Annotated in this window: 10 protein-coding genes; 5 read left to right on the top strand and 5 right to left on the bottom strand. The window is 66.5% G+C overall.

The window, feature by feature from the left end:
• Window positions 1–76: 76 nt before the first annotated feature.
• From JO391_RS17270 to JO391_RS17250, 5 genes are all read left to right on the top strand, one after another.
• Window positions 77–2,767: a glycoside hydrolase family 2 protein gene (locus tag JO391_RS17270; protein WP_220661675.1), complete on the top strand. Its 2,691-nt coding sequence runs from the start codon at window positions 77–79 to the stop codon at window positions 2,765–2,767.
• Window positions 2,768–2,949: 182 nt separating this feature from the next.
• Window positions 2,950–4,218: an extracellular solute-binding protein gene (locus JO391_RS17265; RefSeq protein ID WP_220661674.1), complete on the top strand. Its 1,269-nt coding sequence runs from the start codon at window positions 2,950–2,952 to the stop codon at window positions 4,216–4,218.
• 60 nt (window positions 4,219–4,278) lie between these two features.
• Entirely contained in the window at window positions 4,279–5,157 is an 879-nt protein-coding gene (locus JO391_RS17260; RefSeq protein WP_220661673.1) for a carbohydrate ABC transporter permease, read from the top strand.
• Window positions 5,154–6,002, top strand: coding sequence for a carbohydrate ABC transporter permease (locus JO391_RS17255; protein WP_220661672.1), 849 nt, complete (start codon window positions 5,154–5,156; stop codon window positions 6,000–6,002). Before JO391_RS17260 ends, JO391_RS17255 begins: the two co-directional genes overlap by 4 nt.
• A 3-nt stretch (window positions 6,003–6,005) precedes the next feature.
• Window positions 6,006–7,103 carry an ABC transporter ATP-binding protein gene (locus tag JO391_RS17250; protein WP_220661671.1) on the top strand — a complete coding sequence of 366 codons (1,098 nt, stop codon included), beginning with the start codon at window positions 6,006–6,008 and terminating at the stop codon, window positions 7,101–7,103.
• A 13-nt stretch (window positions 7,104–7,116) separates the two neighbouring features.
• Here the strand turns inward: JO391_RS17250 and JO391_RS17245 are convergent, their stop codons facing one another.
• The 5 genes from JO391_RS17245 to JO391_RS17225 form a co-directional block, all read right to left on the bottom strand.
• A complete protein-coding gene (locus JO391_RS17245) occupies window positions 7,117–9,003 on the bottom strand; it encodes a glycoside hydrolase family 127 protein (protein WP_220661670.1) in 1,887 nt (628 codons plus the stop codon).
• A gap of 126 nt (window positions 9,004–9,129) precedes the next feature.
• A complete protein-coding gene (locus JO391_RS17240; protein WP_220661669.1) occupies window positions 9,130–10,176 on the bottom strand; it encodes a FecCD family ABC transporter permease in 1,047 nt (348 codons plus the stop codon).
• Between the two features lie 3 nt (window positions 10,177–10,179).
• Window positions 10,180–11,109, bottom strand: a complete 930-nt coding sequence (locus JO391_RS17235) for an ABC transporter substrate-binding protein (RefSeq protein WP_220661668.1) — start codon at window positions 11,107–11,109, stop codon at window positions 10,180–10,182.
• Between the two features lie 25 nt (window positions 11,110–11,134).
• Window positions 11,135–11,911, bottom strand: coding sequence for an ABC transporter ATP-binding protein (locus JO391_RS17230; protein WP_220661667.1), 777 nt, complete (start codon window positions 11,909–11,911; stop codon window positions 11,135–11,137).
• Window positions 11,908–12,348, bottom strand: coding sequence for a DUF1636 family protein (locus JO391_RS17225; protein WP_220661666.1), 441 nt, complete (start codon window positions 12,346–12,348; stop codon window positions 11,908–11,910). The genes JO391_RS17230 and JO391_RS17225 overlap by 4 nt, the downstream gene beginning before the upstream one ends.
• Window positions 12,349–12,376: the final 28 nt, after the last annotated feature.

Below are 12,376 nucleotides of genomic sequence, written 5' to 3'. Positions count from 1 at the left end.
TTCTTGCGGTCTAGGCAGGGCGCGGTAAACAGTAAACTGCTAATACTATAACTGATCCATCAGCAGGGAGGAAGCGATGGAGGCGGTTTCACGGATGCGCCAGTCGCTGGACGGGGCCTGGGCGTTTCGTCACGAATCGGGCGAGCTGCGGCAGGCCGTGGTGCCGATGCCCTGGCAGGCACAGTTCGCCGATCTGCGGCAGCGGGGCGGGCGGGCGGTTTACTCCCGCCGGTTCGCGGCGCCGGATCTGGCGGGCGGGCGCGAGGCGGTGCTGATCTTCGGCGCGGTGATGTGGTCGGCCGTGGTGCGCGTGAACGGGCAGGTGGTGGGGCAGAGCGACAACGGCTGGCTGCCGTTCGAATGTCCGCTGCCGGCGGGGCTGTTGCGGTCGGGGAACCTGGTGGAGGTGGAGTGCGCGCTGCCCGAGGGCGAGGCCTTTGCCGAAATTCCGCATGGAAAGCAAAGCTGGTACGGGCCCTTCGCCGGTATCTGGCAGTCGGTCTGGCTGGAGGTTCGCGACCCGGTGCACCTGCGGCACTGCGCGATCCGGGCGGATCTGTCGGGGCGGGTGAGCCTGGACGTGGCGCTGTCGGCGCCGGCCGAGGTGCGGGCCTGTGTGCTGGATGCGGGCGGAGCGGTGGTGGCGGAGGGGGCGGAGCTTGTGGTGCCCGCTCCCCGGCTGTGGTCGCCGGAGGAGCCCAGCCTGTACCGGCTGCGGGTGACGGTGGAGAAGGACGGCGTGCGGGATGTGACCGAGCATGTGTTCGGTTTCCGCAGCTTCGAGACGCGCGGGGGGCGGTTCTATCTGAACGGCAAACCCTTCTACCTGCGTGGGGCGCTGGATCAGGACTACTATCCCGAGGGCATCGCCACGCCGCCCTCGCTGGAGTTCCTGGAGGATCAGGCGCGCAAGGCGAAAGAGCTGGGGCTCAATTGCCTGCGCTGCCACATCAAGGTGCCGGACCCGCGCTATTACGAGGTGGCCGATCGGCTGGGACTGCTGGTCTGGACCGAGATTCCCAATGTCGCGAGCTTCACCGCCGCTTCGGCCCGGCGGATGCGGCAGACGATGGAGGGGATTCTGGTGCGCGACGGCAACCATCCGTCCATCGCCATCTGGACGCTGATCAACGAGGATTGGGGCACGCGACTGGGCGAGGATCCGGCGCACCGGCGCTGGCTGGCCGATACCTACGACTGGCTGAAGCAGCGCGATCCGGGGCGGCTTGTGGTGGACAACTCGCCCTGCCACGGCAATTTCCACGTCAAGACGGACATCAACGACTTTCACTATTACCGGTCCATCCCCGAACGCCGCGCCGAATGGGAGGCGCTGACCGAGGAGTTCGCGGCCGGGGCAGACTGGACCTATTCCCCGCATGGCGATGCGCAGCGGCGGGGCGACGAGCCGCTGGTGGTATCGGAGTTCGGCGTCTGGGGCCTGCCGCAGCCCGATGAGGTGCGCATCGGCGACGCCGAGCCGTGGTGGATGGAAACCGGGGCGACCTGGGGCGAGGGATGCGCCCTGCCCCACGGGTTGGAGGAACGCTTTGCCACGCTGCGACTGGACCGCACCTTCGGCACCGTCGCAGGCTTTGTGACGGCGGTTCAGGGCTATCAGTTCGCCAATCTGAAATACGAAATCGAATCGATGCGCGCCCGCGCGCCCATTCAGGGCTATGTCATCACCGAGCTGACGGATGTGCACTGGGAGTCGAACGGGCTTCTGGACATGAACCGCAACATCCGGTCTTTCCACGCAGATTTCGCCAGAATCAACACCGATGTGGTGATCGTGCCAAGGGCCGAACGCTGGTCGGGCTGGATGGGGCAGGCATTCCCGCTGGCACTTTCGGTGGCGACGGGCGGGCAGGATCTGCCAGCGGCTGAACTGCACTGGGAGATGGAGGGCCAGTCGGGCCGTATCGCGGTGCCGGCAACCCCGGCGTTGTCGGTGACACCCGAAGTGACGCTGACCCTTTCCCTGCCTTTGGGCGGCGCGAACCGGATGCTGCCCGTGACGCTTCGCCTTGTGGCAGGCGGGCGCGAACTGGCCAGGAACCGCGCCGAGATTGCGCTATATGCTTCGCTGACGGCGGGCGGGCTTCCCACTGTCGGCAGTGCCGATGCCAGGCTGACTGCGCGGGCGGCCGACCTGGGCCTGCGGGTGGTGGCCCCGGCCGCGGCAGATGTGGTTCTGGCCCGCATCCTGGGGCCAGAGGACATTGCCCGGTTGCAGGGCGGGGCGCGGTACCTGCTGCTGGCGGACGGCGGGTCGCCGCGCCTGCGGTCGGACATCGCGCCGCGCGAACAGCCCTTCATCCCCATCGTCGATTCGGAGCCGGGCCTTCCCCGCGGACAGGAAGCGCAGCTGCCCAACATGGCGTTGCACGCGCGGCACGGCACGATGTGGCGCGGCGACTGGATCGCCAGCTTCACCTGGCTGCGGCGCGACGGGCCCTTTGCCGCCATTCCTGGCGGACCGCTGGTGGACGCGAGTTTCGACCGGGTGATTCCCACCCATGTGCTGACCGGGTTCCGGGGATGGGAATTTGGTGGTCCGGTAAGTTCGGGGCTTGTGGTAGGCTGGGCGCACAAGCCGGCCGCGCTGATCGCCGCGCGGCGGGTCGGGCGGGGGGCGCTGGTCGCCAGCACCTATCGTGTTCTGGGGTCGGGAGCCGGGGAAGACCCGGTTGCCGATACGCTGTTCACTGCGCTTGTGCAGGCCGCGGCCGGCCTGGCCACGGATTCGTTGCCCCACGAATAAGTATCCTGATACCGGATATGTATCGGTAAATCTGTTGACACGAGGCGAGCAGCTTCCTTAGGCTCGCAATCGGGAGGAGCCGGAGCGATCCGGCCTGGTTCTGGTCCGCCAGCCTTGGCGGGCCGGGCAAACAGGGCGCAAGGGGCCGCGGGAAAACGGCCCCGATCATGGGAGGAAATGCGATGAAACGACTTCTCGGAGCGAGTGCCGTTCTTGCGCTTGCAATCTCGATGGCCGAGGCCAAGGAAACCGTGGTCTGGTGGGATTTCCTGGGCGGCGGCGACGGCGTGCGCATGAAGACGCTGATCGAAGAGTTCAACAAGGAACACGCCGACACGATCGAGATTCAGGCCACCACCCTGGACTGGGGCGTGCCGTTCTATTCCAAGGTGCAGGCCACCGCAGCCGTGGGCGAAGGCCCCGACATGATGACCTATCACGCCAGCCGCATCCCTCTGGCCGTGAGCCAGGGCACGCTGGCCGAGATCACCCCCGAGGACATGGCGGCGATGGGCCTTTCGGCCGCAAACTTCGCGCCGGCGACCTGGGACGCTGTGCAGGTGGACGGCAAGCAATATGCCGTGCCCTTCGATACCCACCCGATCGTGTTGTACTACAACAAGGACCTGCTGGAGAAATCCGGCCTGATCGGCGCCGATGGCCTGCCGGCCGGCTTGGACGGGTTGGACAACTTCAACGCTGCCCTGAAGAAGCTGAAGGACGACGGCAACGAATGGGGCATCGTGCAGGTGACCGCCGACGGCGGCTTTGCCTTCCGCACGATCTATTCGCTTCTGTGCCAGCAGAACGGCGAGATCGGCACCGATGGCAACTGGTTCCCCGGCGACAGCCAGGAAAAGCTGGCCAATGCGGTGGGCGTGATCTCGAACTGGGTGGCCGAGGGTTACAACCCGTCTTACACCGACTATCCCTCGACCGTGGCTCTGTTCACCTCGGGCAAGTCGCCGTTCATGATCAACGGTGTCTGGGAAGTCCCGACGATGGACGACCTGAACAAGCAGGGCAAGCTGTTCAACTGGGGCGCCATCGAATTGCCGGTGCTGTTCGACCGGCCCTGCACCTATGCCGACAGCCACGCCTTCGCGATCCCGGCCAACGCTGGCAAGGAAGTCAGCCCCGAGAAGCACGCTGCGGTGCTTGAGGTCATCAAGTGGATGGAGGCGAACTCGCTGTTCTGGGCGACCGCCGGCCATATCCCGGCCAACGTCGCGGTGACCGAGACGGCGGAATACAAGGCGATGCAGCCCCAGGCGACCTATGCCAAGCTGACCGCCAATTCGGTCTTCGACCCCAAGTCGGTGAATGCGGGCGTGGCCTCGCCGCTGTTTGACGCGGCCGGTAATGCCTTTACCGCCGCCATCAACGGAGAGACCGACCCTGCCACCGCCGTGGCCGAGATGAAGGCCGCGCTGGACGCGCTGCAGCAGTGATCCCCACCCCGGCAGGCTGGTGACGGCCTGCCGGGGTTCCCTTTTCCGGCGCGGGTCCCGATGCTTAGAAACCGAAGGTCAGAACTGCTGGCAGCCTTCGTGCTGATCCTGCCGTTCGTCGTCATCTACGGCTGGATGTTCGTCTATCCGACGATCCAGATGGTGCGGCTCAGCTTCACCGATGCGCCGCTGATCGGCGAAGGCAAGTATGTGGGCTTCAAGAACTATGTCCGCATGTTCAAGGACCCGGTGTTCCGCAAGGCGGTGTGGAACACGGCCTATTTCGTGGCCCTGACGGTGGTGCCGGGCACGGCGGTGGCGCTGCTGATCGCGCTGATGGTGAGCCGGCTGAAAGGCTGGCTGCAAAGCGTGATCCTGGCGGCGTTCTTCCTGCCCTATATCCTGCCGGTCACCGTGGTCTATGTGATCTGGGACTGGATGACCAACGTGCAGTTCGGGATGCTGCAGGGCGCGATCGAATGGGTCGCGGGCCGCCCGGTGAACGTGTGGCGCACGATCCCCTGGTTCATGCCGGGCGTGGCGGTCATCACCATCTGGTGGACCAACGGGTTTTCCATCCTGCTGTTCCTGGCGGGGCTCCGCAACATCCCGGCCGAGTTGTACGAGGCTGCGCAGCTGGACGGGGCGACACGGTGGCAGATGTTCACCCGCGTGACCTGGCCGCTGATCTGGCCGGTGACCGTGCTGTGCCTGACCATCCAGCTGATCCTGCAGCTGAAGATCTTCGACCAGGTCTACCTGTTCGCCGTGGGCGGGCGGACGCAGGCGACGATGGTGCTGGTGCAGTACATTTACGAACAGGCGTTCCAGAAGAACGCGGGCGGCTATTCGGCGACCATTGCGCTGGCGCTGTTCGTCATCGTGGTGACCTTCTCGGTCCTGCAGTTCCAGATCCTGCGCATCCGGGGGCAGAGATGAGCGAGACCCGTTCGACCCAACACCGGCGCCTGGATGCCGGAGGCGTGCTTCTGACGCTGCTGACGCTGATCGCGGCGGCGGTTTGGTTCTTTCCGGTCTACTGGGCGATGGCCACCTCTGTGCGCTATGACGACCAGACGGTGAAGGACTTTGCCCTGCTGCCGCAGGATCCGACCTTCACCAACTTCCTGTTCAACATCCAGACCTCGCGGTTGCCGTACTGGTACCTGAACTCGACCATCGTGGCGGTTTCGGTGACGGTGATCGTGGTCTTCATGTCGGCCTGCACCGGCTATGCCATCTCGCAGCTGCGCTTTCCGGGGCGCAAGGCGCTGTGGTGGATGATCCTGGCCAGCTTCATGGTGCCGATCTCGGCCCTGATCGTGAACCACTTCATCATCATCGCGGGCGTGCAGCTTCTGAACACCCATGCCGGGATCGTGCTGCCCATGCTGATCGCGCCGGTGACGGTGATCGTCTACAAGCAGTTCTTCGACGGCCTGCCCAAGGAGTTCCGCGAGGCGGCGGTGATGGACGGGGCGACCGAGTTCCAGCTTTTGTTCCGGCTGTTCCTGCCGATGAACTGGGGCGTGACTACGGCGCTGGCCATCATCACCTTCATCGGTGCCTGGAACAGCTTCCTGTGGCCGTTCCTGGCCGCGCAGGACGAGAAGATGATGACCGTCACGGTGGGGATCGCCGCCGTGCAGGATGCCTTTGGCGTGTTCTATGGACGGCTTCTGTCAGGCGCGGTTCTGGCCAGCCTGCCGGTGGCGCTGGCCTATCTTCTGTTCCAGCGTCGGGTCACGCAGGCCATCACGCTTTCAGCCGGGATCAAGGGGTAAGACATGGCTTCGGTGGAATTGGCGGGCATCTCCAAGCGCTTTGGCGGGCATGAGGTGATCCGGGGACTGAACCTGTCTGTGCCGGACGGATCCTTCACCGCGCTTCTGGGACCTTCGGGCTGCGGCAAGTCGACGATGCTGCGCATGATTGCCGGGCTGGAGACGGTCAGCGACGGCACCATCCGCATCGGCACGCGTGAGGTGACGCATCTGGAGCCGAAGGCGCGCGGCGTGGCGATGGTGTTCCAGAACTACGCCCTTTATCCGCATCTGACCGTGGCCGAGAACATCTGCTTTTCGATGTCGCTGGCGCGGGAGCCCAAGGCGAAACAGCGGGAAATGGCGGCGCGCATCGCGAAGATGCTGCATCTGGAGGAGCTGCTGGAACGCAAGCCGGCGCAACTGTCCGGCGGCCAGCGCCAGCGGGTTGCCATCGGGCGGGCGCTGGTGCGCGATCCGCAGGTCTTCCTGTTCGACGAGCCGCTGTCGAACCTGGACGCGCTTCTGCGGGTGCAGATGCGGCTGGAACTGGCCAAGCTGCACAACGACCTGAAGACAACGATGATCTATGTGACGCATGATCAGGTGGAGGCGATGACCCTGGCCGACCAGATCGTCGTTCTGGACAAGGGCGTGATCAGCCAGGCCGGCAGCCCGTGGGAACTGTACAACCGCCCGGCCAACCGATTTGTGGCGGGCTTCATCGGCTCGCCGGCGATGAACTTCCTTCCGGCCCGTGCCCGCGCCGGATCGGGCGGCCTGACCCTGACCATGGGCGATGACATCGCGCTGGCGCTGCCCCCGCGCGCCGTGCCGGGCTTTACCGGCGAACGCGCGGTGGAACTGGGCATACGGCCCGAACATGTGAAGCTGACCTCGGAGGGAGGCGGCCAGATTGCGGGCCGGGTCTCGGTCGTCGAGTACCTGGGCAACACCAGCTACACCTATGTGGACACCGCGCTTGGCCCGATGATCGTTGAGTCCGATGGTGGGGTTAAGGTCGAGCCGGGCGAAACCGTGTCCCTGTCGATCGACACGGAAAAGGCCCATGTCTTTGACGACAAGGGCCTTGCCTGGACGCAGACCACGGAGGCGGCCTGAGCCCTTCGCCTGATCATTCCCGCATCCAGACCTGCATCGGGTTCGGGCCGCGATTGCACCAGATGTAGTAGGGCACCGCCAGCAGCGGCGAGTGCGCCTCGGCCGGGGGTGCGGTGCGGTAAAGCGCGGGGCTTGGCTCTGTCACGGCAGAGCCTTCGGCGCGAATGACCGAGATGCCGCCCAGCATGTCGCCACGGAATTCGGCGTGCAGCGCGGCGTCGCGCGGCAGGCGCAGGCGGTGCAGGGGCGCATCCTGATCCTGCCCTTCGAAGCAGAAGACCAGCGGGCCACGGCGCAGTGCCACACGGCCCACATCGGCCTTTACTTCCGGGTGCGCCCAAAGGCGCTGCGGCGGCATGGGCAGGTCAAGCTCGACCACATCGCCCGGCATCCAGTCGCGCGTCAGCCGCAGATAGCCGCGTTCGGGGGTGACGGGCACATCGGCGCCGTTCACCCTTGCCCGCGCCCCGGCGCACCAGGACGGGATGCGCAGCGACAGGGTGAAGCGGCGCGCGGCATCGGGATCGACCGCCACGCGGATCGTGCCTTCCCAAGGGTAGTTCGAGGTTTCCGCGATGCGGACCGTGCCGCCCGCGACGGGCAGGTCGGCCTTCGCCCCGCCGTACAGGTGGATTGCCACCTCGTCCTTGGCCAGACCGAAGACATAGCCGCCGATCGAGGCCACCAGACGGGCCACGTTCATCGTGCAACAGGGGCAGGGGTGCCAATCCCACCGGCGGTGGCTGCCGTCGCTTTCCAGCTTGTTGTCGTAGAAGTAGGTGTCGCCCTCGCGCGACAGGCCGGCCAGCGCGTTGTTGTACAGCGCCAGTTCCAGAAGGTCGGCATACTGGCCGTCCAAGTCCAGGTTCAGCATCCGCGCCGCCCAGAACACCATGGCCACGCTGGCGCAGGTTTCGGCATAGGCGGTGTCGTTGGGCAGGTCGTAGTCTTCGGTGAAGCCCTCGTTGCGCTCCGAGGGGCCGAAGCCGCCGGTCACATACATCCGGGTCGAGGTCACGTCCTGCCACAGGGTTTCGCAGGTGCGGCGCAGCGCGGCATCGTCGTGTTCGGCGGCAAGGTCGGCCATGGCGGTGTACAGGTAGAAGGCCCGCACGGCATGGCCCACCACCTTGGTCTGCTCGCGCACGGGCAGGTGGGACTGGCTGTATTCATAGGTGCCCTGGCCGTACTTGCCGGCCGGTTCGCCCCGCGCATCGCGCTCGATGTCGAAGTAATGTGGCTGGCGGCCGCGCTCGTCCACGAAATAGCTGGCGAGGTCCAGGTACTTGCGCTGGCCCGTGGCGTGCCAGGCCTTGATGAGAGCCAGCTCCACCTCGGGGTGGCCGCAATAGCCGCGCTTCTGGCCCGGCCTGGTGCCGAAGACCGTGGCGACATGGTCGAAGGCGCGTTCCATCACCTTCATCAGCCGGTCGCGGCCGGTGGCGCGCATGTAGGCGACCGCGCCCTCCAGCAGGTGGCCCAGGTTGTAAAGCTCGTGATTGTCGCGCAGGTTCGTCCAGCGGTTCTGCGGCTCGCGTTCCAGATACCAGCAGTTGACGTACCCGTCGGGCTCCTGCGCCTTTTCCAGATCGTCGGTGATCGCCTCGATCTGCGCCTCGATCACCGGGTCGCGGCGATGCGACAGGGCGTAGGAAGCGGCCTCGATCCACTTGCCCACGTCGCTGTCCCAGAAAATCTGGGTCGAGAACCCGTTGGCATGCGGCTTGAAGGTCAAGGGGGGCACGGGCTGGGGCAGCTTCAGGCTTTCCAGGACGTTGTACTTCTCAAGCTGGGCGTGCTGGCTGGGGATCGTCGTGCGCAGCACGGTGTCCAGGCGTTCGGACCAGAAACCGCCGGTGATCGTCACATCGGCGAAGGGGACGGATGAATAGCGGCGCATGGCTCCTCCCCGGTGGCTTGCGTCCCTGCCCGGCCCGGCTCGGCGGACAGCTTGAGACAGGACAGTGACCGTCCCGGCCCCCCTGTCAAGCGCATCCCGTCCAGGGGCGGCGCGATGCACTGCGGGCTAGCGCCGCCGCGACATCAGCCAGATGAAGAAGATGCCGCCGCACAGACCCGTCACCACGCCGATGGGCAGGTCTTCGGGCGCCATCACCACGCGGGCGACAGCATCGGCCCAGATCAGGAACACCGCCCCTGCAAAGGCCGAACCCGGCAGCACCACGGCGTTGTTGCCCCCGGCCACCAGCCGCACCAGATGCGGCATCATCAGCCCGACAAAGCCGATCAGGCCGGAAAACGCCACCATCACCCCGGTGATCAGCGCGGCCACGACAAAGACCGCCAGACGGAACCGCGCCACCGGGATGCCCAGCGTCGCCGCGGTTTCATCGCCAAGCGACATCGCGTTCAGCGCGGTCGATTGAGTCATCAGCCACAGCCCGCCGGGCACCAGCACCGCCAGCGGCCACAGCAGATGCGGCCACTGCGCCAGACCCAGCCCGCCCAGCATCCAGAACACCACGGTATGCGTGGCCTTCGGATCGCCCAGAAAGATCAGGATGTTGGCCGCCGCCATGATGACGAAGCTCACCGCCACCCCCGCCAGCACCAGCCGGTCGGCCGAGGTGGCGCCCGCCACCTGCGCCACGCCCAGCACCAGAAGCGTGGCCAGCAGCGCGCCTCCAAAGGCCATCAGCGGCACGGTCAGAAGGCCCAGGAACAGCCCCGTGTGCATCAGCGCCGCAATCGCACCGAAGGCTCCACCGGACGAGATGCCCAGGAGGTGAGGGTCGGCCAGCGGATTGCGCGTCACGGCTTGCAGGGCCGCGCCGACGATCCCCAGCCCGGCCCCCACCAGTCCGGCCAGGACCACGCGGGGAAAGCGGATTTCCCAGACGATGTTGGCATGGGCGCGGCTCCAGTCCGGGGCCACGAGCCCCGGCACCAGATGGTCCAGCGCGATGCCCCAGACGGTGCCCAGCGGCAGGTCCACCGCCCCCACCGAAACCGCGACGACCACCGACAGGACCAAGATCCCCGCCGCCGCCAGCGCGATGGCTGCGCGCCGGCCCATGCGGGCGATGCTGACAGAGGCGGTCGTCTCGGCCATGGCTCAGTCAGCGAAGCCGGCGACGAGCTTCTTCACCGCCTCGATGTTGCGCGGGCCGGGCGTCGCCTCGACATATTCCAGCACGACGAAGCGGTCGTTCTTCACCGCGTCGATCTCGGCGAAAGCCGGGTTCGATTTCATGAAGGCGATCTTCTGTTCGGCCGTCACGTCGCCGTAGTTCACGATCACCACAACCTCGGGGTTGCGCTCGACCACGGGTTCCCAGCCGATCTCGGCCCAGGACTTGTCCAGATCGTCCATGATGTTCACGCCGCCCGCCGCCTCGATCATCGCGGTCGGCATGGCATAGCGGCCGGCGGTGAAGGGGGCCTTCTCGCCCGAGTCATAGACGAAGACCCGCACCGGATCGGTCCGGTCCACGCCCTTCGTCACCTCGGCCAGTTCGGCCTGCCAGCCGGCCACCAGCGCCTGCGCGCGGTCCTCGACGCCGAAGATCGTGCCCAGGTTCAGGATGTCGGCATACATGTCCTGCATCGAGCTTTTTTCCTTCGGCCCGATGTGGATGCAGCTCTCGGTCAGCTCATAGACCTTGATCCCCAGGGGCTCCAGCGTCTCGGGCGTCACTTCGCCGCCGACCTTCATGCCATAGTTCCAGCCGGCAAAGAAGAAATCCGGCTCGGCTGCCGCCAGCACCTCCTTGGTCGGGTATTTGGCCGACAGTTCCGGCAGTTCGGCCACGCCTTCGCGCATCACCGGGTCCAGCGTCTTCCAGCCCGAAATGCCGGTATAGCCCACCATCTGGTCCCGCAGGCCGAGCACCAGCATCATCTCGGTCAGGTTCACATCGTTGGAAATCGCCCGGCTGGGGGCAGCATCGAAGGTGACGTCGCGGTTGCAGCTTTTCACGGTCACGGGGAAGGCCGCGGCCGCACCGGCAGACAACAGCAGGGCGGCAAGGGAAAGACGAAGCATGGGTCCTCGCTAGGTTATGAGGGGATCAGAGATGAAAGGAAAAGCGCGGCCGGTCGCCCGAACGGTCGATCCGGCTGCGCACCTCGAAGGCCTGGCCAAGGGTGGTCTCGGTCAGCGCCCGTTCGGGTGGACCGTCGGCAAGGATGCGCCCCTGCCGCAGCACGATGATGCGGTCGGCATGTTCGGCGGCCAGCGTCAGGTCGTGCAGCGTGGTGACCACGGTCAACCCGGTGCCGCGCAACAGCGCCAGCAGTTCCAGTTGGTGGCGGATGTCCAGATGGTTCGTCGGCTCGTCCAGCACCAGAACCTGCGGTTCCTGCGCCAGGGCGCGGGCCACCATCACCCGCTGCCGCTCGCCCCCCGACAAGGTTCCGAAGGGCCGGTCGGCCAGCGCCACAAGGTCAAGCCGCACCAGTGCGCCGGTGATCACCGCCTCGTCGTCGGCACCGGGCGAGGACAGGCCGGCGAAAAGCCCACGCCGGTGCGGCAGACGGCCCAGCGCCACGATCTGCCGCGCGGTCAGGGCGAAATCCGTGGGCTGTTCCTGCAGCACGGCGGCGACCACCCGCGCCGCTTCGGGCGCGCTCATCAGCCAGATGTCGCGACCCCGCAGCAGCACCGTCCCGCGCCGCGGCGGCTGGAACCGGTAGATCAGCCGCAGAAGCGAGGACTTGCCCGCCCCGTTGGCGCCGCAGATCGCCAGCAATTCGCCGCGCGGCACCTGGAACGACAGGTCATGAAGGATCTCGGGGCCGCCCGCCGGCCCCCATGTCACGCCGCGCAATTCGATGTCTGGCGTCATTGCACGACCTCTTCGCCAGTCACGATCAGCGCGGCGGGGATGCGGGCCAGCACATGTTCGGCCAGCTTGCCGGGCCGGTCGGCTGCGCGGCACCAGCCGTCGTCAAGGTCGCGGTAGAGCCGGGCAAAGGCCACCAGATCGTCGATGTCCTCATCCGGGCTGATGTCGCCGAACAACCAGGTCGCCTTGGACGTGGCCCGCCAGGCCACGGTGCAGGGCCGGTCGCAGCCCGCCATGCAGGCGGTGCCTGAAACCTCGAAGCCGTCGCCAAGCCCCGCGGCGGCAATGGCCACGCGCAATCGCTCCAGCAACTGCAGACCGGGTCGGCAGGTGTCGCCCTTGTGACGGCAGGTCTGGCATACGAGAATCTGGTGCCGCGCGCGTTGCGTCACGGCATAGGGGGGCGTGGCCACAGGCCGACGCAGAAGATCATCCATCGCAACTCCTTCCGGGGCACCCCGCCCG

Origin of the sequence: Neotabrizicola shimadae (genome assembly GCF_019623905.1) — a bacterium.
Classification (GTDB): domain Bacteria; phylum Pseudomonadota; class Alphaproteobacteria; order Rhodobacterales; family Rhodobacteraceae; genus Neotabrizicola; species Neotabrizicola shimadae.
This window is presented reverse-complemented; position numbering and strand designations above follow the sequence as displayed.